Below are 21,356 nucleotides of genomic sequence, written 5' to 3'. Positions count from 1 at the left end.
GCTCCAAGTATTCTGGACTAAAGATTGCAACTGGCTTCGAAGGCGTTCAGGGCGCCCAGCAGCTCGTCGAGCAGCTCTTGCGGATCCTGCAGGCCGACCGACAGGCGGATGACCGGGCCACGCACATCGCAGAACCGGCGCTTGGCCAGCTCTTCCGCGGGGTAGAACGCGGCGATGCTGCGCACGCCGCCCCAGCTCGCGCCGATCGAGAACAGCTTCAGCTCTCGAAACATCGCGCGGTAGGCCTCATAAGGCGAGTCCACCAGCTGCAGCGACATCAGGCATCCCGACAGCTTGAAATCACGGGACCACAGGGCATGATCCGGTGCGTCGGGCAGCGCAGGAAAGAGCATCTGGCGGACCAACGGATGCTTTGAGAGCCGGTCGGCGATCACTTGCGCGCTCGCTGCCTGGCGCTCCATCCGAACCTGCATCGTGTCCAGTCCGCGCGACACGAGGAAGCAGTCCTCTGCGCTGACGGCCAGTCCCATCAGCGATTGGAGACCCCGCAGCGATCGATACAGGCGCTCGTCGTTGGTGGCGATGCTGCCCATCAGCACATCCGAATGGCCGCCCATGTATTTGGTGCAAGCGTGGATGCACAGGTCCACGCCGTGCGCCAGCGCAGAAAAGCCGAGCGGGCTTGCCCAGGTGTTGTCGATCGCCGTCACCACGCCGTGGGCACGTGCGACAGCGGCGATGGCCGGCACGTCTTCCAGCTCCATGGTCACTGTCCCCGGTGACTCCAGCCAGATGAGCCGCGTTGTGGGCCGGATCAGCCGTTTGATGTCCGCGCCGATGCGCGGGCCGTAGAACTCGACCTCTACGCCTAGCGCCTCCAGCCGTTCGAGAGCGAACGATTTGGCGAGGCCGTAGGCGGCGTCGGTCATCAGAAGGTGATCGCCCTTCTTGAGCAGCGCCAGCAGCGTGCTGCAGATGGCCGCCTGCCCCGAAGGGAAAACGACGCAATGTGCGGCGCCGTCCAACTCGGCGATGCGCACCTCGAGTGCGCGCTGCGTGGGTGTACCGGTCGTCCCATAGCTGAAGCCGTCGGGCATGCGGCTGCGCCGATGCACGAAATCGTCGAGCGAATCGAAGACAACAGTCGAGGCTCGCCACACCGGCGGGACCAGACTGGCAAATGCGTCGTTGGTTGAAGTTTGGGAGTTCACAATGGAAGGTTGGTCAGTTCAACAGATGCAAGGATTGCACCCTGCTCAGAAGGTTGTCTTGCAGGCAAGGACATGGTTCTTGCCACGGCCGACAGTGCTGCTGCACTTACTTGCCAGGCGCGGATTCGATGAGCTGCAAGGCCTGCTTCATCTGCTCGACGGCCATGTTCTCCAGGTCGGTGTACACGCGCATTTCGACGGAGAGCCGTGCGAGTATCTCCTTCGCTGCGGCAATCTTGGAAGCGTCATTCGTCTTCGGATTGGCCAGTGCAGCTTCCAGGCGCTTGAACTCGCTGGTCAGGAACGCCGGTTGCTCGCCGAGCGTGCGAAGGCCCGTGTTGGTCATCGAGCGGATACGCAACACCATCTTCACGTCCGACTGCTCTATCTCACCCTGAGCGCGCTCCAGGGCCAGCTTCGCAGCAATAGCCGGCTCGCTATCGAGCTTTTTGGTCGCTGCGATGCTGTTGAACTTGGCGATGTCGGCCGAAAGATCGTGCGCCCAGCAGGGCACGTAGAGAGCCAGAGCGGTCATTGCTAAGACGATTCGAAATTTCACGTCGCTTCTCCTGGAGTGGCTGGGGTTACCGAACTCTACGTCTACGACGATAATCTGAATCACCCGCTAACTTCTTACTTCATAAGTTGTGCTTATATGTTGCTCCGAGAAATCGAGGTGTTCCGTTCCGTGATGTCGGTCGGCTCCGCCAGCAAGGCGGCGGTGCTCATGGGCGTCACGCAGCCTGCGATCAGCCAATCGCTGCGCAGGCTCGAGGAGGCGGCAGGTTTTGCATTATTTCGGCGCCTGCGCGGCCGTTTGCAGCCAACGGCCGAAGCACGGGCGCTGCTGATCGAGGTCGAGCGCGCTTACGTGGGCCTGAGCAGCATCGAGCACCGCATGCGCAGCTTGAAGCGCTATGGTGTCAACACGCTGCGTGTGGCCGTCTACCCGGCCTTCGGCCTGTCCTTCGTTCCACGGGCCTTGTCGCGGCTTGTGGCCGAGCGGCCGGACACCGAGGGAAGACCTCAGATTTCGTTGCAGGTGCTCAGCTCGCGCGAAGTGCACGATGCCGTGTTGGCGGGGCAAGCGGACTTCGGGCTCATGGCCGACGAGATGCCCACGACTGGCTTGGAGCACTCCGAATTCGCACGCTTTCCCGGCGTTGTCGTGATGCATGCGAAGCACCGATTGGCCAGTACCAGAACTGTTCAGCCGCACCAGCTCGCGGAAGAGCCGTTCCTTGCGCTCAATCCCGAGGATGCTTCCCGACGACGCCTGGAGCGCGCGCTGGAGGACTGTGGCGTGAGCCTGAGAGTGGCTGTCGAAACCCCGTACGCCGCGAGCGTTTGCGAGATGGCCATGCACGGGCTGGGAATTGGGGTCGTCAACCCGATCACCGCACTCGAGTATGCGCAGCGCGGTCTGGTCATCCGAGCGCTGTCGTTGGACATCTCCTTTGCCGGGCTGCTGGTGCTTCCCCCAGGTCAGCCATTGTCCAGTGTTGCGCAGCGTGTGCTCCAGCTCATGCGCATCCAGCTGGCAGGAGATCAGAAGGCCCTCGCAACATTCCTGAAACCCGGTTCAAAGTCCTGATCGCCTGGTTGTCGTCCAGCAGCCAGCCATGGCGCTAAGGACCGCCAGTGGACCGGAATGTGCAGCGTCACGGTTGTCGCCAGCATCCTCAGTGATTGCGCACAGTCAAGACATCGGAGACGATCCTTCCTTCGCCTATCGAACGACCCACAGTGTCTAATGCAGGCCCTCGATATAGTCAGACACCGCCCGGATCTCACGGTCGGTGAGCCGAGTGGCAATGCCGGTCATCGGTGCGCTGTTGAGTCGCGCGCCATCGCGAAACGCTGTCAGCTGCGAAGCGACATACTCGGCGTGCTGCCCGCCCAAACGCGGGTACTGAATGGGTATGCCCGCGCCATTGGGACTGTGGCAACCCGCACAGGCTGGCACGCTGCGCTCGCCGATGCCGCCCCGATAGATCTTCTCGCCAAGGGCAACCAGATCTCTCTCCTTCGAGAAGCCGGGTTTGACACGCTGGGATGCCAAGAACCAGGCAACGTCGCGCATCTCTTGTTCAGAGAGGTTCGCCGCCATGCCGCTCATGATCGCGTTTCCTCGTTTGCCGGATCTGAACTCTTGAAGCTGCTTGAACAAGTACTCGGGATGCTGCTGGGCCAGCTTGGGGTTGGCAGGTATGGCCGAGTTGCCGTCAGCGTTGTGGCACGCGGCGCACGCTTTGCCATTGAAAACGATCTCGCCTTTCACTATGTCGGGCTTCGAAGGCTTGGATGATGCCGGCTCGATGACAGCCGGCGCAGGGGAGTCGTCCGCGATCGAGAGGCCGGGAGCGAGTCCACCGAGGATGACAAGCAGAGTGGACGCAAACAGTTTCATAGAGTGTTCCGGGTAGGACCAAAAGCGTGGTTGCGATGGCGGCTGCACGCAACGTCGAGGCGAACGCACGTGATCGTTTGTGGAGCCGATTCCTGCGTCAGGACGCGCGTGGGCGTCCCACACTGCAATTGACTGGGAAAGCCAATCTCGCCTGGCGTGACAGACGTTTCGTCGTCAAGCTTCAGGACGGGCGTGCCGTCTGACCAGGGAACGATGGGAGCGAATGGCGCGGGTGCCAATAGGCTATCAGGTTGGCCTAGTGCGCAGCTTCGATCTTGGTCACCGCGATCTTCCCGTCGATCTTTTCCGCCTGGAAGCGGACCTTTTCGCCAGTTTGCAGCTTGTCGAGTACAGCCTCGTCCTGGACCGCAAACACCATTGTCATGCCGGGCATGTCCAGGTTCTTGAGCGGACCGTGCTTGATCGTGAGCTTCTTCATGTCCTTGTCCACCTTGCGGATCTCACCCTCGGTGAACTCAGCATTGTTAGCCGAATCCGTGCCGCTTGCGGCCGATGCCATCCCCGACATGCCGGACATGTTGGTCTGAGAAGTCTGGGCACTGGCCGCACCTGCGAGAGCCAAGACAGCAGCAAAGGCGGTAAGTGCAATACGAATGTTCAACATCTTCATTTCCTCTAAGTTTGGACTCGTGGACCGATCCACAACCGACGTTCTGGCGGAACGGGACCGTCGCGCTTACTACCGGCGGCCTTGGTCACATCACAACAACCGAACCGGCGATGCCAATCTGTCGGTCAGCATGCATGGGCACTCTAAGGAACCCCGTCCGACAATTGCCCGACGCTTGGATTACAAAAGGGTAATCTTCGCGCGCGACCGCGCCGGTACGCGGAGCCGCCGCGAAGCGACGATGTGGCCGTCGTCCAACGGCCGCAAGCGGCGTCGAGAAGGTTTGGGCAGAGTCGGCCGCTGCACACAAACGATGTGTCTGCCGAAGGAGAGATCGATGCTACCCCCCCCCGAAGTTCACGATGGTTGCGCGGTTTGGGAAAGCGGCTGGGCTTCGGTGCTTGGATGGCTTCGATGATCGCGGGCGCAGCTACGCTAGCGGACGCTTTGGCGTCGGCTGTACGACGCAAGCTGCCCCATGCAAATCGACCGGAATGTGAAGCGTCACGGTTGTCTCGCCACAAGTGCTTCGGGCGTCCACACGTCCGTGGTGGGCCGACATGATCGTGCGTACGATCGCCAGCCCGAGGCCGGTGCCGCCATCGTGACGTGCGCGCGCCGAGTCGATTCGATAGAACCGTTCAAAGATTCGCTCAAGATGTTCTGGCGCAATCCCGCTGCCTTGGTTGACCACCGCGAGCAGTGCGAAGTCGTCGCGCCGAGAAATCTCGACGCGCACTTCGCTGGCGGGCGATGCATGTCGAATGGCGTTGGAAAGAAGGTTGGTCACAGCACGCTGCAAGAGCATGCGGTCGCCCCTAACCTCCGCTTGGCCGTAGACGCCTACCGTGACGTTTCGCTCCTCCGCCAATAGGCTCAGATAGTCGACAACGTGCAGCGCGGCCTCATGCAGCGATACGGGCTCCCTCTCCATGGCAATATCAGCCTGGTCAGCGCGGGCAATGAACAGCATGTCCGAGATGAGCCGACTAAGCCGCTGAAGCTCGTCAATATTGCCCGCCAGTACTTCGCGCAGTTCCTCATTCGTTCGCTGATGCGACAACGCGACCTGCGAGCGTCCCATCAGCGTGGCGACCGGCGTGCGCATCTCATGGGCCAGGTCACCCGAAAACTCCTTGAGCCGGCGCACGCCCTCGTCCATTCGCTCCAGCATGGCGTTGAACTCACGCGCGAGCGCGCTGAGTTCCGCCGGCAGCCCGTCCAATGACAGACGCTGCGCAAGGGACGACGTGTTGACGGACGCGGCCAGGCGGCCGAAACGTGTCATTGGCAGCAGCCCGGTGCGCACGATCAACCACACACCGGCCGACACCAGCACAAGCAGGAAGGGCACACCGAGCAAGGTCGCCCCGACAAACGCCCGAAGCAAGGCCGAATCCGCTCGTCGATCGATCGAGAGATAGAAGCGAACCGGCTGTCCAGAGGCGACGGGCCGAACACCCACAGCGGTGCTGTAGCGCTGCGCCGGGGTCGCACTCCATTCCGTCGAAGCGTCCTCCGTTCCTTGAATTCTGAGGTGCTCAACGGCCCTTTGTGCGACGGCGGAGGACGACCAGATGACCCGATTCGTGCCCATGTCCACGATGGCGAGATGAAGGTCTTCGTGGCCCACCAGCAGGTCGTTGAAACGATGCAGCTGCTCGGAGATCGCAGGGGGTGCTGGCATCTCCGAAAGCAGGTGCGCAAGCAGGAGCACCTTGCCGTCGAGCTCCGCGGCCGTGCGCTTGTCAAGCTGGTCGGACAGCGTCCAATAGCCCAAAAAAATGGCGCCGCCCGCAATGATCAGTCCGAACAGGGAACTCGCCACCGCCAGCCGCGCCGCCAGGGATGCGCCCACCAGCCATCTACGGAAGGTCATCCTCACGACGGCGCGTCCCGCCGCTCGAGCACGTAACCCACGCCGCGAACAGTGTGGATCAACTTGACATCGAATGGATCGTCGATCTTGGCGCGCAGACGTCGTATCGCCACTTCGACCACGTTCGTGTCCGAGTCGAAATGAATGTCCCACACCAATGATGAGATCTGGGTTCGCGACAGCACCTCGCCCGTGCGCTGGACGAGCAACGTGAGCAGCGCGAACTCCTTGGCTGACAGGTCGATGCGCTGACCATGGCGGGTGGCGCGATGCCGCACCGGGTCGACTTCCAGGTCGCCCAGGCGAAGCATGGTTTCCTGGGGGGCGGGCTGGCCGCGCCGCAGGAGCACGCGTACGCGCGCCAGCAGTTCCGGGAATTCGAACGGCTTGACCAGATAGTCGTCAGCTCCGAGATCGAATCCACGCACCTTGTCGCCAGTCTGTCCGCGTGCCGTGAGCATGAGGACCGGCGTCTGCTTGGCAGTACGAAGCGCCGAGAGAACGGCGTAGCCGTCGATGCCCGGCAGCATGATGTCCAGCACGACCAGGTCGTGATCCCCAGTGAGCGCCGCATGCAGGCCGTCTGTGCCGTTAAACGCCAGTTCCACGGTGTAGCCGCTTTCGACCAAGCCCTGGCGCAGGTAGTCCGCCGCCCGTGTCTCGTCCTCGACTAGAAGAATTTTCATCGTGCCAGTTTGAAGCCGCGGTGGGGCCCAACGGAGGGTGCCGCGAGGCCGAGCTCGCTCAAGCTTCCACCTCCAAGATCATCGTCAGGCCGCCGCCGCCCTGATGTTCGACATTATTGTTCGTCGTGTGGTGCGGTATGTGGCAGTGCACCAGCCACTTTCCCGGCCGGCGCGCCTTCCAGATCACGTCATAGCGCTGCCCCGGGCCCACGTTGACCGTGTCGGCATCGAAGCGCGCAGCCTCGGACAGGACATAGCCATCCCTCGCGACCACGGTGAACGGACCGCCGTGCACGTGCATCGGATGCACGAAGTTGTTGTTGCTGCCGATGAAGCGCAGCTTGATGGTTTCACCCACCTTCATCTTCACCGTGTCGGTCGCAGGATAGGCCTTGCCGTTGATCGTGAAGAAGTTCGGCAGCGCGCCCTCCATCAGCATCGCCGGGTAGGTCAGGCCTTCGCGCTTGAGCCACTCCTGCAGTTGGAGAACGTACTCGTGGTCGGCCTTCGGCGCTTCCTGTGTGTTCTTTGGATCGATGATCAATGCGCCGTAGAGGCCAAAGGCCTGCTGGCGGTCCACATGATCGTGCGTGTGATAGAAAAAAGTGCCCGCCTGCTCGGTCGTGAACTCGTAAGTGTAGCTGCCGCCGGGCGGGATCGGCTTCTGCGTGATCTTGGCGGGCCCGTCCATTTCGTTGGGAAGAATCAGCCCGTGCCAGTGAACAGTCGTGCTTTCCGGCAGCCGGTTTGTGACCTTGATGCGCACCCGGTCGCCTTCGGTGAGGCGGATGCGCGGGCCCGGGATCGTGTCATTGAAGGCATAGCCCTCCACCGTCTCGTCCGGCAGGATGTTCCATCGGATGACGCGGGTCTCCAGGTTGAACACCTTCACACCGTCGACGAGCTCGGGCACAAGCTCCGCGTCGCCGCGCGCGTCCGCCTTCGCCTTTCTCGTGACTTCGCGCGGATGAATCGCGGCCATGTCTCGCATCGCTTGTCCCGGCGTGTCCCATCCCATGATCATCGACGGCGGCATGATGGCGCCGCCCACGTCCCTCGCCGACAACCGCATGTTCACGAACAGGGCAGGTATCGTCATGCCGCCCAGCAGCATGAGCGTGGTTGTCATGGTCACGGCCGCAAGTTGGGGGCGGGTGACGTTCGGACGCATGCTGTGGCCGCCATGAGCTTGATGCTTGTCGTGCGCCCGACGGTCCGGCGACTTGCTCTCGCTGGTTGCGTGCTGAAGGCCGCTGTGGCTCGCGTGAACCAGCTGGCCCGCGTGGGCTGGTATCTGCTCGGCATCATGTGGCTGACCGTGGGAGGACAAAGCGGTCGCCGAATCGGAGCGTTCCTTCGGCTTACGCTCTGTCATAAGCCCGTGCTTCATCTGGCGAGCGACCATCCAGACGTTTACCGGATACGCGACCGCGAAGCCCGCGATCACGCCCAGAGACATCACCCCCCAGAACAGCAGTTCGGTCGGATCCATGGCGCGCATGTCGCGGCCCATCATCAGAAGCGCCATGACCGGCGCCATCCCGGCCATCATGGCGTTCATGCTGATGAACTCCGGCATGAACGACTTCCTGACGTTCTCCCAGTAAGTGCCGCCCATCATGCTTTTCATGAAGAGCGACTGGAAGATGAACAGGCCAAAGGCGAAACCTGCCGCGTACTCGACGATGAGGTCGATCCACATCGGCAGGCCAAGGACAGCGGTAATGACCGCCGCCAGGATGATCCCGGTCGCGTCCCCAGCCACGCAGTGGATCGTTGAACCTACGCCCTGCTTCCACAGCGGCTTGACGAACTCCTCGTGCTCGCCGGGCGCCGGTTCCTTGTCTGCCATCACGTACAGCAACAGGCCCAAAGGTCCCATGTACAAGGTCACCAGGATGAAGCCCCACTTCATCACGACCGGTTCGGGATTGTTGCGGAACTGGTCCCACGCGACGTAAGCCGTCGACAGTGCGGCGAGCACGAACCAGACGGCCAGGAAATAGTCCACAGGCTGAGCAAACATGCGGGTCTCCGCAGGGTGAGATCCGAGGCCGGAACTGGCCTCGGGCGAGAACGTCAATTCGACATCGGGAGAGCCCTCGCTGTCTGTAGGCGCTGGCCTTTAGAGCCTGGATGGCAGCCTGCGAGCCCGGTGAGCTCGGCGAGTTCGTCGATGATGGGGCAGTCCGGCCGATGGTCGCCCTGGCAGCAATCCGCCAAGCGCTCCAGCGTGCGCTTCATGGCTTCCATCTCCTCGATGCGACGGCTGAGGTCCTCGGCATGCGCGAGCGCAATGCGCTTGACGGACGAGCTTGCCCGACGCTTGTTCTGCCACAGCTTGAGCAGCTCGGCGATCTCGGCCATGCTGAAACCCAGGGCGCGCCCCCGTCGTATGAAACGCAACGTGTGCACGTCGCTCTCGACGTATTGCCGATAGCCCGAGTCGGACCTCGCTACCTTCGGCAGCAGGCCGAGCGACTCGTAGTGGCGGATCATCTTGGCGTTGACGCCGGAGCGCGCCGCGGCCTCACCGATGTTGAACGGTCCCTTAAAACCAGCGCACATCACGCAACTCCTTTCCAGCGCCGCAGGAGCAGGGCATTGCCTACCACACTCACGCTGCTGAACGCCATGGCGGCGCCGGCAACCACCGGGCTCAAGAGGCCGAAGGCCGCGAGCGGAATGCCGACCACGTTGTAGACGAAGGCCCAGAACAGGTTCTGCCGGATCTTGGCGTAGGTGCGGCGCGAGATGTCGATCGCGTCGCTCACCAGGGCCGGGTCGCCGCGCATCAGCGTAATGCCGGCCGCATGCATCGCGACGTCGGTGCCGGTGGACATCGCGATGCCGACATCCGCCGCGGCCAGCGCCGGCGCATCGTTGATGCCGTCGCCCACCATGGCGACGCGTTCACCGCTTGCCTTCAGCTGCGCGACGATGGAGGCCTTGTCTTCGGGCAGCACCTCGGCGCGCACGGTGTCGATCTTCAGCAGCTTCGCCACCGCCTCGGCGCTGCCGCGGTTGTCGCCGGTGACGAGCGCCGTTCGGATGCCTTGCGCGTGCAGTTGCGCGATGGCCGCTGCGGCGCTTTGCTTAGGTGCATCACCGAAGGCGAGGAGACCGATCAGCTTCGGACCATCACCGATGTCGGCCAGCCAGGACACCGTGCGGCCCTCGGCCTGCAGCTGCGATGCTCGTGCGTCGAGCTTGCCCAGCGGCACCGAGAGCTCGCGCATGAAACGCGTGCTGCCGAGGCGCAGCGCCCGGCCCTCGACGGTGGCGGCCATGCCGCGCCCGGCCACTGCACGTACCTCGCTTGCGCGTGGCACGGGGGCCAGACCTGCGTTTGCAGCTGCTGCGAGAACGGCCCGGGCGAGCGGATGCTCACTGCCCGCCTGGATGGCCGCACTCGCCCGCAGCAAGGCGGCCGCATCGCCGTCGGTTGCCTCGGAGGCCACCAGCTCGGGCCGGCCTTCGGTCAACGTGCCCGTCTTGTCGAAGGCAACGATCTTCACGCCGTGCGCCACTTCGAGTGCCTCGGCGTCCTTGATCAGCACCCCGTGCCGCGCGGCCACGCCGGTGCCGGCCATGATTGCGGTCGGCGTTGCGAGGCCGAGCGCGCAGGGGCAGGCGATCACCAGCACGGCCACCGCGTTGAGGATCGCGGCCTCCCAGTCTCCTGTGCCGAGGCCCCAGCCGAGCACGGTCACGAGCGCGATGCCGATGACGACCGGCACGAAGACGCTGCTGACCCGGTCGACCAGGCGCTGGATCGGCGCCTTCTTGGCCTGAGCCGATTCCACCAGCCGCACGATACGCGCGAGCGTCGATTCGGCACCCACGGCGGTAGTGCTCGCGATGAGTAGCCCCTGACCATTGACCGAGCCGCCTGTCACGGCATCCTCCACATGCTTGGCAACAGGCAGGCTCTCGCCGGTGATCAGCGATTCGTCGATGTCGCTGGAGCCTTCGACGATGACGCCATCCACCGGTACACGTTCGCCGGGACGAACGACCACCAGATCACCGACTCGGACCTGCTCCACGGGCACGTCCTGCTCCATGTCGTCGCGGCGTATGCGCGCCCGCTCGGGGCGCAGCGCATTCAAGGATCGAATGGCCTCGGTGGTCTGACGCTTGGCCCGAACCTCCAGCCACTTGCCCAGCAGCACCAGCGTGATCACCACCGCCGACGCTTCGAAGTACAGGTGCGGCGGCATGCCATGGCCCGCATGCGCGTAGAGCAGGTAGACGCTCAGTCCGTAGCCGGCGCTGGTGCCCAGGGCCACCAGCAAATCCATGTTGCCAGCGCCGGCCTTCAACGCCTTCCACCCGGCGCGGTAGAAGCGTGCGCCTAGCCAAAACTGAACCGGGGTTGCCAACGCGAGCTGCAGCCACCCATCGAGCATCCATTCCCTATCAAAGAGCAATCCGAACATCGGAAGCAGCAGCGGTGCCGACAACAGCGCAGCCACGGCGACGGGCCACCAATCGGGCAAACGGCGTGCTGGCTTGTCGGACACAGCGCCGGCATCGTCTGCTTGGCGCGCGCCATAGCCGGCCTCATGAACCGCCGCGATCAATGCCGACACGTCAACATCTCGGCTTGCGAGTTTGACCTCGGCCTTTTCCGTGGCGAGGTTCACCGTGGCGGAAGCCACGCCGGGAACCTTGGCCAGCGCCTTCTCGACGCGCGCGACACATGACGCGCAGGTCATGCCTTCGATCTGCAAGCCGAGCGTCTGCTCACCGACGCCGTAGCCCGCCTTCTCGACCGCGCCTCTCAGCGCGCCCAGGTCGACAGAGCTGTCGGCGCGAATTTTGGCCGCCTCTGTCGCCAAGTTAACGGTGGCGTCGATGACACCCGGCACGCCGGCAAGGGACTTCTCTACCCGTGCAACGCAGGAGGCACACGTCATCCCCTCAATGGGCAGGGACCACTCCTGCAAGCCGTGGGCGGGTAACGGCATTGTGAAACTGCTATTCATCGACATCTCCTGTGTATCCAAGTATCCGAAGTTCAGGAATGTCATCTTTCCCATCATGGGAAGGTCAAGCCGCCCTCGGCAAATCCCGAGTTTCTCAAGGTTAATCTCGCATCGCGGGTTGACCTTCCCATGGTGGGAAACCAGAGACTTGCCATCTTCCCATCCACCGAAGGAGCTACTGATGCATGAGTTCGAAATCCAATCAATGACCTGCGGCCATTGCGCGAGCCGCGTCACCCAAGCGGTCAAAGGCTTGGACCCGCAAGCCAAGATCGAAGTGAATCTGCCCACCAAGAAAGTGCGCGTCGAGAGCGCCGAGGACCGCGCCAGCGTTGCCACCGCGCTGGCCGAGGCAGGCTACCCGGCAGCCTAAAGGGTACCGCGCTGGGTACCCCGCTAGGAACGAATGATACGAGGCGCTGGGCTTGCTCCATCGTTGCGGCGCGTCCATGTCCTGCGATCGTGCTTCGTGACGGCATTAGATAACAAAGTTGTCATGTACGGGTAAGCCTCTCGTCGCGCCCTACTTTCTACAGTTTGGCCATGATGCAGCGAAACCGGCACCACAGACGGTGCGTCTGCGTCATGCCCAACTTAGAAGGAACTGAAATGAAAAAGACTCTCCTTGCCATTGCGGCCACCATGTTCTTCGGCGGCGCTTACGCGCAGAGCCACACGCAGGAAGCTGCACCGCAGACGAACACCAAATCACAAGCCGCGGCTGAAGCCAAGAAAAGCGCGAAGCCGGCAGGCGTCAGGCAGATCCGGGACGGCAGCACTGCCGAGGGCGAAGGCTCTGGCGTGAAGAAGACCACCAAGTCCGAAATGAGGGGCCAAGATCGCCAGCAAGCGCGCGAGGCACGTCCTCATCAGCACCCCGTGCCGGGCGGGACGCCGCAGTAAGCAGGCCACTCGCCGTGATGAGGCCGCTCAAACCGCCGTCTCATCGCGCCGCAGCTCCCCTTGGAGCTGCCGATTGAGACGCGCCCAGGCAGCTGAGCGTCACAGGTCATTCTTTTTTTTCCGGTAGCCGACAAGCCGCGCAAGCGGACGTCGACTCACCGAGCGTTGAGCACTATTTCTCTGGAGATTCAAATGAAGCACGCTTTCAAGACTTCCCTCGCCCTTGCCGCCCTTCTGACCGCATACGGCGCCCCCGCGCTTGCCGGAAACTATGCTGAGGGGGATCCCCGGCCCGCTCCGATCGTTTCGTCGTTGAACCGCGCGGAAGTCTCTGCCGACGCGCAACGCTGGGCTCAGGCTGCTCCCACGCAGGGCTATCCCGAAGGCGATCCGCGCGCTGTTGCCATGGTCTCAGCAAACAGCCGGGGCGCCGTGATGGCCGACACGCTGATCTGGATGCGATCGGGTCTGGCGGCGGCGCAGAACGGCGAAGCTGGCTCCGACCTGTCGCGCCCGGCTTACAGGCAAGCTGCTGCCGAATACGCGCGGCTGCGTTCTGGTCCAGAGTACACAGCATTGGTGCAAAGCATCGAAAGCAACCGCGCCTCGGCAAGGACGGCCAGCCGCTGATATCGCGAGAGGCTGCGGATGCAGCGCGCGCCACCGCGCAAAGCGACACATGCACGCAGCGGGCATCTGCCCGCTGCGTGCCTTCTCTTTTGCTTGCGGAGTTGGCAATCGAACGGGATAACGCATTTGTAATGCGCGTGTCGGCTGGGTGCAAAGCTTGGACCCGTAGAGTGAGTTGCATGTCGACTGGATCGACATCGCCCGATCAAGGTGATCACGGCAAACACTATGGGAGCCACATCATGCTAACCAAACCATCGCTGGCATTCACAATCGTCTTTGGTGTCTCAGCTGCAGTACCTTTCGCAGCCTCCGCTGACGCCCCCTCTCACTTTGCGCCAAATGAAGCCGGGGTGGTGTACCACCGCGATCATGACGCCGGCAAGGAAATGCCCAGGGCCCAAGTTGTGACTGAACTCGAGACTGCAAGCAAGCAGCGTCATTGGACCTGGGCGAGTCGATACGGCGCTCCGTGGCCTGTTGCCAAGGCCGGCCCAGGCAAGACACGCGAGCAGGTTCGTCAAGAGACTCTCGAAGCCATGCGGAAGAACGAAATTCCTTCCGGCGAGAAGTAGCGTTGAGCTCGGTCAGGCAAAGACGTGCCTGCTGCGCCCGCAGACGGATGTCACGTGAGCAAACGGGACCGCGCATGCCCAGAAGTATGCTGATGGCTGCTCTTCCGATATTCGGCACGCCGCTCGGTGGCAGCGTGAGTTGCCGGCATCTGTCGATGTCGAATAGACCCAAATGGCCACATTCCATCGGGCGCTTGCCCTTGGGGGTGGGTCTGGTGCTCGCCGCCAGCGTCCTCGGCTGCTCGACCTTTCTCGAAGAGGTCGATGCGTTTCAGCGTGGTTGGCGAACTGCCGTGGTGCTTGAAGTAGGTCCGGCCGCTCAACTCCGCCGCGCAGCCATGACAGATTGTCGGAAAGTGGCCTCTGCCGAACAGCTTGAGCAACGTCGCTTCGCTGTTGTCATCGACCGAACGGCAAGCCGTCGACACAGCCATGTCGTCTTGTTGGAAGAGGGTTCAAGTGTGAACCCGGGCGATGTCATCCGCACGAACATCTTGCGCTGCGGCACGCCAGTCGAGGTGCAAAACGCGCACGATCGAACAGCGGCAAGTCCCTGAAGAAATCGAGAGTGTCACTCAGGCATCGACATGGCGATGACCGCAGCAGATCCAAAGGTACGCTTCCTCTACTGCGTGCTTGCCGGCGGGATCGGACTTCGCGAGTTGCTCCAGCGCGCACAGCAACTGCTCGGCAACATCCATGCGTCGTTCAGCCACTGCCTGCTTGTAAAGCCGTAGCAGCCCCTGTTCCAGGGTGGTACTGCCGACGTCAAGTTGCTCTATCACTGCATCTCCCATCGCGGCTTCTTGCCGCTGCCAGCAGCGTAAACCTTCGTCCTATGGTATGGTCAAGTGAGGGGTCGCTTGACCTTCGTCTTAGGGCGAAGGTTTATTCTTCAGTATGGCTGCCGCTCCTCCCTCCGCGCCCGAACGGCTGACCGTGGGCAAACTTGCCGCGCTGGCGGAGGTCTCAGCCAATGCCGTTCGCTTTTACGAGCGCGAAGGTCTGATGCAGGTGCCGAGCAAGTCCGAAAGCGGCTACCGACTGTACGGGCTGGAGGCGGTGCAGCGACTGCGCTTCATCAAGCAGGCGCAGAACTGCGGCTTTACGTTATCGGAAATTCAGGCGCTGCTGCAGTTGCGCGACAAGGCCTCGACGTGTTGCAGCGACGTGCGCGGCAAAGTGATCGAGAAGAAGCTCGAGCTGGAGGCACGCATCAAAGCCATGAAAGAGATGTCCAAAGGGCTGGACCAACTCATCTCCGACTGCAGCAACGACACCCGGCCGGCCGAGGATTGCTCAATTCTCGCTGCCCTTTCCGGAAGCGACCAAGGACCCACGCGATGAAGATCGAAGTGCTTTGCGCTTCTGGGTGCGCGAAATGCAGTCGCGAACTGGACGATCTGCGCGCTGCGGCCTGGCGGGCCGACCCGGCTTTGGAGTGGAAAGAACTCGAAATCGTCGCGGCCCTCGACTATGCCATCGAGCTGGGGGTGCTCCGGCCGCCTGCCGTTGCTATCGATGGCGTACTGGTGTTCGCATCCCTACCCACGCCTGAGGCACTCGCCGCGGCGATTCACGAGCGTCGCCGGCGCGTGGGTTGATTATGGACAACGACGCATTCCAGCAGGCCGTGCAGCACGCCGGCGTGGCGGCGCTTGTGGTCAGTTTCCTGACCGGCTTCTTCTTCAGCTTCAACCCGGTCGCACTGGCCGCAATCCCCGTCTCCCTGGCCTACGTGACCAAGGCACGCGCGCCGCGCCAGGCATTGGTCTTTGGCGGCATGTTCATCGCCGGCATGGTGCTCACGCACGTACTGCTTGGTGCGGTAGCCGGCTCCGGCGGCAAGGGGGTGCAATCCTTGCTCGGGCGCTACTGGGGACTGGTGCTCGGGCCGTGGCTCATTTTGATGGGCCTTCTGTGGCCTGGTTGGATTCGCATGCCGTTCAAGGGCCTCTCGTTGCACGCCAAGCGCGTCACGGGCTCCTGGGGCGCCTTCGCATTGGGTGTTCCCTTTGCCATCGCAATCTGCCCGGCATGCACGCCGGCGCTGATCGTGCTCCTCGGCGTCGTAGCCGGCATCGGTTCGCCGGCCTGGGGTGCGTTGCTGCTGCTCGCCTTCGCGCTCGGGCGCGCTGTGCCGATCGCACTAGGCGCGGGCGCCATGGGCTGGCTTGAGAAGCTGCAGCCGCTTGCCGGTTACCAGCGCGCGTTCGACATTGTTGGCGGTATCGCACTCGTCCTCATGGGCCTGTACATGCTCAACGCCCAGTTCTTCTGGATACCGGAGCTGGCCATCTGATGCCTGAGTCCAGGATCGCTTCGCAACCCACGATCAACGCCGCGCTGTTCAACTCGCTGGTGACCTGCCCTCACTGCGGCCACGCCAAGGTCGAGACGATGCCAGCTGACGCCTGCTTATTCTTCTATAAATGCGAAGGCTGCAAGGTGATGCTGCGCCCCAAACCTGGTGACTGCTGCGTGTTCTGCTCGTTCGGATCGGTGCCGTGTCCGCCAGTTCAGGCGCAAAGCCCTTGCTGCGGCTGAGCAGACCTATTGGACGCAGATGCCATCCGATTTGAATCGGGGCTTCGGCGTTGGGGCCTACCGGAGCGGCAGTTTCAGGATGCTTCCGCTCGCCATCGCATACGCGTCGAAACGCCCACAAACCCCGAGGTCTTCCTCGGCGTAGTGGATGTGGAATCGGTCGCCAGGCTGCAAGACCACCCCAATAGCGTTTCGCAGGATTAGCGTCTCGCGAATGCTTGTCGGCGGCTCCCTAAAGTGATGGAATGTGCCCTCGTATCAATCTGCTGCGCAAGAGGATGGGATCTTGGTTCGCCCCCCTCAACCACTCTTGGAGTTCCCTCATGGTTCCACGCGAAAAAATCGACAGCGCGGCGGCGGTTTGTGCCCACTCGAGAGTGGGTGGCCCGCAATGCAAATCGGGCGGGTTAAAGCATTGGAAATGGGAACGATGGACCTCTGCGAAGGCGGCGCCGTCCGTGATCTCGAGGACTTCGCAGGCCTGATGGTGAAATGCTCGATCAGCCAGACACTCACCGGTTTAATTTTTATTGGCACATCGGATTCGCGGCCTGCACCGTGGCAGTTGTCGTCATCATCTTGGCGGTCTTCATGCTGAGAGTGTGGCCCGATGGCCTGCCTTCCAAGGGCGCAGAGTCCAATGCGCATGCCGCGGCCATTCCGCTTGCCGTGCTGGGCGATTCCAATAGCCAGTCGTATCATGACCCCGTCTGGTTTCCAATGCAAAACGGCGAGCGGGGCGGCGCATTTCGTTCGCGAACCTTTCAGTGGACCGAAGTTTTGGCGCGCCTGCGGGGGGAGGAGTTCGATCTGGGGCCATGGGTCCAATGGGGGTGGCCCGGACCAATCGCGCGCGGACGCGAGTGGCTTGGGCTGGCCGGCGGACGCTCACCGCCCAAGCAGGACTATCTCTACAACTTCGCGAACTCGGGCGCCGCCTGCCGGAATCTCATGCGAGGCCGATTCCGGCAGGCACCGAGGCTGGTCGCGTTGATGAACCAAAGGCCAGAACACTGGCAACGCGGGGTTGTGGTGATCCGGATCGGCCACAACGACTGGAGCGGCCTGCTCGATCTGCAAGCACATGATCCAAACGCCGCGAGGCTTCATGAGACCATCGCGTACTGCAAAGGCGAGATTGCTGCGGCCATGGCACTAATTCGCGCGTCCCATCCGTCAACCCGAATCCTCGTGGTCGGCGTCGGGAACGAGGCCGATGACCCTTCCAACCTGGAGAGCTATCAAACCGAGGCCCAGACGCGCAACCTACGCGCAGCCGTGGCGAACTTCAACGACGCGCTGCGCAATCTGGCGAGCGGCGCCCCTCGGATCGCCTACTTTGATGACTTCGAATGGTTTGAGCGGCTTTGGGGTTCACGCACGAACGATGGCAAGCCAGCGTTCAGCGCCGTCGAGATTGGAACGACTCTGCGGGTGACCTATTCCGCCGGCGACGATCCGCGCAACGCTCTGCTGAAGGATCTTCACCCCGGCCTTGCGTGGAATACGCTATGGGCGCAGTCGTTGGTTCAGCGCCTTAACCAGGTATTCGGCCTGGGCGTGACCCCGATTTCCGATGAGGAGGTCGAGCGCTTTCTCGCGCCTCTAGTTGAGTCACACAAGTTCGAACGTCATGAGGCGATCACGCGGTAACAATTGGCTTCCCCGCACCCGGGCCCGTGGGCGCAGCAGAAGTGGTTTAGCCTGAAAGAACCCTTTTGCATGGGCGACGAGCGCCGCGTCGCGTCGTCAACATGGAATCGGTCGACCGGGCGCGACCCTCGAATTGCGCGCCTTGTGGGATCCCGTCTCTCCTGACGCGGGCTGACGAGGCGCCTACCTGGGATAGCTGGCGAAGACTCTCTCCCGTCCATTGCGATCGACAAGAAGTACTTGGTAAGGCTCACGCCGGTCGCCGAGTTCCATCCCAGGGGACCCCACCGGCATTCCTGGTACAGCGATGCCGATCGCCTGCGGCTTCATGGCCAGCAGGCGCTTGATGTCAGCCGCGGGAACGTGACCTTCCACGACGTATCCATCCAGCGTTGCCGTGTGGCAACCTGCAAGGCGCTCCGGCATTCCGAAGCGCTTTCGCACGCTAGAGGTGTCTGCAGTATCGGTGACTTGCACAGCAAAACCGGCCGCCTTTAGGTGGTTGATCCAGGCGTTGCAGCAGCCGCAATCCGGGTTCTTGTAGACATGGATCGCATCAGCTGCGAAAGACTGGCTTGGCTGCAGGATGGGAGCCGCTGTGATCGCGAGGAGGAGTGAACGTCTTTTCATGTGAGTCCTTTCAAATGTGCTTGTGCTCGCTGGCGCCAGCAGTTCAGTCAATCACCCGGCTTGTGCGCAGGCGCAGCGAGTTTGCGATGACGCTGACCGAAGACAGCGCCATCGCAGCCGCTGCAATCACAGGCGACAAAAGGATGCCAAAAAATGGGTAGAGCACGCCGGCCGCCAGAGGTATACCGGCCGCGTTGTAAACGAAGGCGAAGAACAGATTCATTCGGATGTTCTTCATCGTAGCCTGGGAGAGCCAACGAGCACGTGCGATGCCCATCAGATCGCCGTGCAGCAGCGTCACGCCCGAGCTCTCCATCGCCACGTCGGTGCCGGTTCCCATGGCGATGCCGACGTCTGCAGCAGCCAGGGCGGGAGCATCGTTGACGCCATCGCCCGCCATCGCCACGACGCGGCCCTCGGCCTTCAGTCTCTCGACCACCGACGACTTGTCCTGTGGCAGGACCTCGGCGATCACTTCGTCGATGCCGAGCTCACGCCCAACGGCCTGTGCAGTGGTACGCCCGTCGCCGGTAAGCATGACGACTCGGATGCCTTCCTGCCGCAATGCGGAGATGGCCTGAGGCGTGCTGTCCTTGATCGGGTCCGCGATGCCGACAAAGCCGGCGATGCGCCCATCGATGCCCACGAAGATGACGGTCGCGGCCTTGGCCCGCACGCCTTCGGCGACCGTATTCAAGCCACCGGGCTCGATGCCTTGTTCGGCCAGGAACTTCGCGCTTCCCGAGATCACACGTGCGCCGTCCACGGTCCCCACCACGCCCTTGCCAACGGGGGAGTCGAAATCAGTGACCGGCGACAACGGCAATCGGCGCTCCTGGGCCTCCGCGACGATGGCCGCTGCAAGCGGGTGTTCGCTCGCTCTTTCCACACTGGCAAGCTTCTGAAGCACGGTAGCGGCATCGAAGCCCGGCGCCGGCTCGACGTGCACCACCTTCGGCCGGCCTTCGGTCAATGTGCCTGTCTTGTCGACCACCAGCGTGTCCACCTTTTCCATGCGTTCCAGCGCCTCGGCGTCGCGGATGAGGACCCCGTGCTGGGCCCCCTTGCCGACCCCAACCATGATGGACATGGGCGTGGCCAGGCCGAGCGCACAGGGGCACGCGATGATGAGGACGGCGACGGCCGAGATGAGTGCATACGACAAGGCCGGGCTGGGGCCCCAGATGAGCCAGGCGAGGAATGTCAGGACCGCGACCATGATCACTACCGGTACGAACCAGCCGGCAACCTGATCTGCCATGCGCTGAATCGGCGCACGGCTGCGCTGGGCCGATGCGACCATGTGGACGATCTGGGCAAGCAAGGTGTCTGCTCCCACCTTTTCGGCTCGCATCACGAAGCCGCCGGTCTGGTTCAGGGTTCCCGCCGTGACCTTGGAGCCCGGCGCCTTGGCCACCGGAATCGGTTCGCCGGTGACCATCGACTCGTCGACCGTTCCCTTGCCCTCTACCACTTCGCCGTCCACGGGCACCTTTTCGCCCGGTCGAACCCGCAGGTGCTCGCCCACGGCGATGGTGTCGATTTCGACCGTTTCATCGGACCCGTCGCTCTTCACTCGTACCGCCGTTTTCGGCGCGAGGTCGAGCAATGCACGTATCGCTCCAGATGTCTTCTCACGCGCCCGCAGTTCCAGCACCTGCCCGAGGAGGACCAGGACGGTGATGACTGACGCGGCCTCGAAGTAGATGGGGACCGCGCCATCCATGATGCGCAGTTCCGCCGGGAACAGCGCAGGCGCCACGGTGCCGACAACGCTGTACATCCACGCGACGCCGGTTCCCAGCGCAATGAGGCTGAACATGTTGAGATTGCGGCTTTTCACCGAAGCCCAGCCTCGCACAAAAAACGGCCAGCCGGCCCACAGCACGACGGGTGTGCCGAAGAGCATCTGCACCCAATTGGACGTTTGCTGGCTCAGCAATCGATGCAAGTCGATGAGGTGTCCACCCATCTCGAGCGCGACAACGGGCAGGCTGAGCGCCAATCCGATCCAGAACCGGCGGCTCATGTCCCTCAGCTCCGCGCTTTCCTCGGTCGCCTCGGTCGCAACAACCGGCTCCAGCGCCATCCCGCAAATGGGGCAGTTGCCCGGGCCCATCTGGCGCACCTGGGGATGCATGGGACAGGTGTACTCGACGTCCGCACTGCCGCCCATCTTTCTCGCAGCCCCACGGTGACCACCATGTCCACCTGCGGCACCCTGACCATCAGCACCATGATGTCGATGATCGTGTCCGTGCGAAGCTTCCTGGGGAGTTGCGATGGGCGTGGGATGGTGGGAATGTGGCTTCATTGATATCTCCTATATCGCGAGTCTCAACCCTCCCACCCTGGGAAGGTCAACCGCTATCTGCAGGCTAAGCCCGGCTAGATCATCTTTTTACGGATTGAGCAGTCCTTCTGGACGCACGTGCGCCGGCCCCTCCGCCTTGGACCAACGCCCGTCCGCGTACACGGCAAGGCCATGGCGGCGCGGGCGTGCAATCGCGGCGCTGCAGCAATAACCATAGCGGGCACGATCGGCCACACCGCCGCCCCCTGCGGACCTGGATTCCTGGGCGCCACGCCCCATCGAAGCGGTCCTCGCGGCGCGCCGCGGCAGACCGGCATCGCAGGCACCTTGGTGCG

22 protein-coding genes are annotated in these 21,356 nt (G+C 62.8%); 10 read left to right on the top strand and 12 right to left on the bottom strand.

All coding sequences use genetic code 11. The annotated features are described in order from the left end of the window. Nucleotides 1–17: 17 nt before the first annotated feature. The gene (locus tag E5P3_RS33865) at nucleotides 18–1,172 is read right to left on the bottom strand and encodes a trans-sulfuration enzyme family protein (RefSeq protein ID WP_162590423.1); all 1,155 of its coding nucleotides are present in this window, start codon (nucleotides 1,170–1,172) and stop codon (nucleotides 18–20) included. A gap of 106 nt (nucleotides 1,173–1,278) precedes the next feature. After that, nucleotides 1,279–1,731 carry a hypothetical protein gene (locus E5P3_RS33860; RefSeq protein ID WP_162590422.1) on the bottom strand — a complete coding sequence of 151 codons (453 nt, stop codon included), beginning with the start codon at nucleotides 1,729–1,731 and terminating at the stop codon, nucleotides 1,279–1,281. 96 nt (nucleotides 1,732–1,827) lie between these two features. On the opposite strand from E5P3_RS33860, the gene E5P3_RS33855 reads away from it, so the two are divergent. Continuing rightward, nucleotides 1,828–2,766 (top strand): LysR substrate-binding domain-containing protein, encoded by a 939-nt coding sequence (locus E5P3_RS33855; RefSeq protein WP_162590657.1) that lies wholly within the window; start codon nucleotides 1,828–1,830, stop codon nucleotides 2,764–2,766. A gap of 156 nt (nucleotides 2,767–2,922) precedes the next feature. On the opposite strand, the gene E5P3_RS33850 is transcribed toward E5P3_RS33855, so the two are convergent. From E5P3_RS33850 to E5P3_RS33820, 7 genes are all read right to left on the bottom strand, one after another. Beyond that, entirely contained in the window at nucleotides 2,923–3,582 is a 660-nt protein-coding gene (locus E5P3_RS33850; RefSeq protein WP_162590421.1) for a c-type cytochrome, read from the bottom strand. A gap of 256 nt (nucleotides 3,583–3,838) precedes the next feature. Continuing rightward, the gene (locus E5P3_RS33845) at nucleotides 3,839–4,213 is read right to left on the bottom strand and encodes a copper-binding protein (protein WP_332107424.1); all 375 of its coding nucleotides are present in this window, start codon (nucleotides 4,211–4,213) and stop codon (nucleotides 3,839–3,841) included. Between the two features lie 430 nt (nucleotides 4,214–4,643). Then, a complete protein-coding gene (locus tag E5P3_RS33840; RefSeq protein ID WP_162590655.1) occupies nucleotides 4,644–6,092 on the bottom strand; it encodes a heavy metal sensor histidine kinase in 1,449 nt (482 codons plus the stop codon). A 2-nt stretch (nucleotides 6,093–6,094) separates the two neighbouring features. After that, nucleotides 6,095–6,778, bottom strand: coding sequence for a heavy metal response regulator transcription factor (locus E5P3_RS33835; RefSeq protein WP_162590420.1), 684 nt, complete (start codon nucleotides 6,776–6,778; stop codon nucleotides 6,095–6,097). Nucleotides 6,779–6,836: 58 nt separating this feature from the next. Further along, nucleotides 6,837–8,804, bottom strand: a complete 1,968-nt coding sequence (locus tag E5P3_RS33830) for a DUF4396 domain-containing protein (RefSeq protein ID WP_162590419.1) — start codon at nucleotides 8,802–8,804, stop codon at nucleotides 6,837–6,839. Nucleotides 8,805–8,857: 53 nt separating this feature from the next. Then, entirely contained in the window at nucleotides 8,858–9,346 is a 489-nt protein-coding gene (gene cueR, locus E5P3_RS33825; RefSeq protein WP_162590418.1) for a Cu(I)-responsive transcriptional regulator, read from the bottom strand. Continuing rightward, a complete protein-coding gene (locus tag E5P3_RS33820) occupies nucleotides 9,346–11,769 on the bottom strand; it encodes a heavy metal translocating P-type ATPase (protein WP_162590654.1) in 2,424 nt (807 codons plus the stop codon). The genes cueR and E5P3_RS33820 overlap by 1 nt, the downstream gene beginning before the upstream one ends. Here E5P3_RS33820 and E5P3_RS36380 point away from each other — a divergent pair. From E5P3_RS36380 to E5P3_RS33800, 4 genes are all read left to right on the top strand, one after another. Beyond that, complete coding sequence (locus E5P3_RS36380) at nucleotides 11,708–12,142, top strand: heavy-metal-associated domain-containing protein (RefSeq protein WP_332107423.1); 435 nt, start codon at nucleotides 11,708–11,710, stop codon at nucleotides 12,140–12,142. The genes E5P3_RS33820 and E5P3_RS36380 overlap by 62 nt on opposite strands. Nucleotides 12,143–12,354: 212 nt before the next feature. Beyond that, entirely contained in the window at nucleotides 12,355–12,672 is a 318-nt protein-coding gene (locus E5P3_RS33810; protein ID WP_162590416.1) for a cell envelope biogenesis protein TolA, read from the top strand. A gap of 192 nt (nucleotides 12,673–12,864) precedes the next feature. Then, nucleotides 12,865–13,302 carry a hypothetical protein gene (locus E5P3_RS33805; RefSeq protein ID WP_162590415.1) on the top strand — a complete coding sequence of 146 codons (438 nt, stop codon included), beginning with the start codon at nucleotides 12,865–12,867 and terminating at the stop codon, nucleotides 13,300–13,302. 667 nt (nucleotides 13,303–13,969) lie between these two features. Further along, nucleotides 13,970–14,434 (top strand): hypothetical protein, encoded by a 465-nt coding sequence (locus tag E5P3_RS33800; protein WP_162590414.1) that lies wholly within the window; start codon nucleotides 13,970–13,972, stop codon nucleotides 14,432–14,434. An 18-nt stretch (nucleotides 14,435–14,452) separates the two neighbouring features. Here E5P3_RS33800 and E5P3_RS33795 read toward each other — a convergent pair whose 3' ends face one another. Beyond that, nucleotides 14,453–14,674, bottom strand: coding sequence for a hypothetical protein (locus E5P3_RS33795; protein ID WP_162590413.1), 222 nt, complete (start codon nucleotides 14,672–14,674; stop codon nucleotides 14,453–14,455). 103 nt (nucleotides 14,675–14,777) lie between these two features. Between E5P3_RS33795 and E5P3_RS33790 the strand changes: the two genes are divergently transcribed. From E5P3_RS33790 to E5P3_RS33775, 5 genes are all read left to right on the top strand, one after another. Beyond that, complete coding sequence (locus tag E5P3_RS33790) at nucleotides 14,778–15,224, top strand: heavy metal-responsive transcriptional regulator (RefSeq protein ID WP_162590412.1); 447 nt, start codon at nucleotides 14,778–14,780, stop codon at nucleotides 15,222–15,224. Then, complete coding sequence (locus E5P3_RS33785; RefSeq protein ID WP_162590411.1) at nucleotides 15,221–15,481, top strand: thioredoxin family protein; 261 nt, start codon at nucleotides 15,221–15,223, stop codon at nucleotides 15,479–15,481. The genes E5P3_RS33790 and E5P3_RS33785 overlap by 4 nt, the downstream gene beginning before the upstream one ends. 29 nt (nucleotides 15,482–15,510) lie before the next feature. Continuing rightward, the gene (locus tag E5P3_RS33780) at nucleotides 15,511–16,179 is read left to right on the top strand and encodes a cytochrome c biogenesis CcdA family protein (RefSeq protein WP_332107422.1); all 669 of its coding nucleotides are present in this window, start codon (nucleotides 15,511–15,513) and stop codon (nucleotides 16,177–16,179) included. Then, entirely contained in the window at nucleotides 16,179–16,424 is a 246-nt protein-coding gene (locus E5P3_RS36040; RefSeq protein WP_232073634.1) for a GDCCVxC domain-containing (seleno)protein, read from the top strand. Before E5P3_RS33780 ends, E5P3_RS36040 begins: the two co-directional genes overlap by 1 nt. A 492-nt stretch (nucleotides 16,425–16,916) precedes the next feature. Continuing rightward, nucleotides 16,917–18,077 (top strand): SGNH/GDSL hydrolase family protein, encoded by a 1,161-nt coding sequence (locus tag E5P3_RS33775; protein ID WP_162590410.1) that lies wholly within the window; start codon nucleotides 16,917–16,919, stop codon nucleotides 18,075–18,077. Between the two features lie 183 nt (nucleotides 18,078–18,260). Here E5P3_RS33775 and E5P3_RS33770 read toward each other — a convergent pair whose 3' ends face one another. Next, nucleotides 18,261–18,707: a DUF411 domain-containing protein gene (locus E5P3_RS33770; RefSeq protein ID WP_162590409.1), complete on the bottom strand. Its 447-nt coding sequence runs from the start codon at nucleotides 18,705–18,707 to the stop codon at nucleotides 18,261–18,263. A gap of 43 nt (nucleotides 18,708–18,750) precedes the next feature. After that, nucleotides 18,751–21,021 carry a copper-transporting P-type ATPase gene (locus E5P3_RS33765; RefSeq protein ID WP_162590408.1) on the bottom strand — a complete coding sequence of 757 codons (2,271 nt, stop codon included), beginning with the start codon at nucleotides 21,019–21,021 and terminating at the stop codon, nucleotides 18,751–18,753. Between the last annotated feature and the right edge of the window lie 335 nt (nucleotides 21,022–21,356).

It is taken from the genome of Variovorax sp. RA8 (genome assembly GCF_901827175.1).
Taxonomy (GTDB): domain Bacteria; phylum Pseudomonadota; class Gammaproteobacteria; order Burkholderiales; family Burkholderiaceae_C; genus Variovorax.
This window is presented reverse-complemented; position numbering and strand designations above follow the sequence as displayed.

Excerpts from the sequence above, each read along its gene's own strand:
- E5P3_RS33770 (WP_162590409.1), bottom strand. The coding sequence starts at position 18,707 with ATGAAAAGACGTTCACTCCTCCTCGCGATCACAGCGGCTCCCATCCTG.
- E5P3_RS33845 (WP_332107424.1), bottom strand. The coding sequence starts at position 4,213 with ATGAAGATGTTGAACATTCGTATTGCACTTACCGCCTTTGCTGCTGTC.
- E5P3_RS33785 (WP_162590411.1), top strand. The coding sequence starts at position 15,221 with ATGAAGATCGAAGTGCTTTGCGCTTCTGGGTGCGCGAAATGCAGTCGC.
- E5P3_RS33855 (WP_162590657.1), top strand. The coding sequence starts at position 1,828 with ATGTTGCTCCGAGAAATCGAGGTGTTCCGTTCCGTGATGTCGGTCGGC.
- E5P3_RS33795 (WP_162590413.1), bottom strand. The coding sequence starts at position 14,674 with ATGGGAGATGCAGTGATAGAGCAACTTGACGTCGGCAGTACCACCCTG.
- cueR (WP_162590418.1), bottom strand. The coding sequence starts at position 9,346 with ATGTGCGCTGGTTTTAAGGGACCGTTCAACATCGGTGAGGCCGCGGCG.
- E5P3_RS33830 (WP_162590419.1), bottom strand. The coding sequence starts at position 8,804 with ATGTTTGCTCAGCCTGTGGACTATTTCCTGGCCGTCTGGTTCGTGCTC.
- E5P3_RS33790 (WP_162590412.1), top strand. The coding sequence starts at position 14,778 with ATGGCTGCCGCTCCTCCCTCCGCGCCCGAACGGCTGACCGTGGGCAAA.
- E5P3_RS33850 (WP_162590421.1), bottom strand. The coding sequence starts at position 3,582 with ATGAAACTGTTTGCGTCCACTCTGCTTGTCATCCTCGGTGGACTCGCT.
- E5P3_RS33765 (WP_162590408.1), bottom strand. The coding sequence starts at position 21,021 with ATGAAGCCACATTCCCACCATCCCACGCCCATCGCAACTCCCCAGGAA.
- E5P3_RS33775 (WP_162590410.1), top strand. The coding sequence starts at position 16,917 with ATGCTCGATCAGCCAGACACTCACCGGTTTAATTTTTATTGGCACATC.
- E5P3_RS33805 (WP_162590415.1), top strand. The coding sequence starts at position 12,865 with ATGAAGCACGCTTTCAAGACTTCCCTCGCCCTTGCCGCCCTTCTGACC.
- E5P3_RS36040 (WP_232073634.1), top strand. The coding sequence starts at position 16,179 with ATGCCTGAGTCCAGGATCGCTTCGCAACCCACGATCAACGCCGCGCTG.
- E5P3_RS33820 (WP_162590654.1), bottom strand. The coding sequence starts at position 11,769 with ATGAATAGCAGTTTCACAATGCCGTTACCCGCCCACGGCTTGCAGGAG.
- E5P3_RS33800 (WP_162590414.1), top strand. The coding sequence starts at position 13,970 with ATGGCTGCTCTTCCGATATTCGGCACGCCGCTCGGTGGCAGCGTGAGT.
- E5P3_RS36380 (WP_332107423.1), top strand. The coding sequence starts at position 11,708 with ATGGGCAGGGACCACTCCTGCAAGCCGTGGGCGGGTAACGGCATTGTG.
- E5P3_RS33840 (WP_162590655.1), bottom strand. The coding sequence starts at position 6,092 with ATGACCTTCCGTAGATGGCTGGTGGGCGCATCCCTGGCGGCGCGGCTG.
- E5P3_RS33810 (WP_162590416.1), top strand. The coding sequence starts at position 12,355 with ATGCCCAACTTAGAAGGAACTGAAATGAAAAAGACTCTCCTTGCCATT.
- E5P3_RS33835 (WP_162590420.1), bottom strand. The coding sequence starts at position 6,778 with ATGAAAATTCTTCTAGTCGAGGACGAGACACGGGCGGCGGACTACCTG.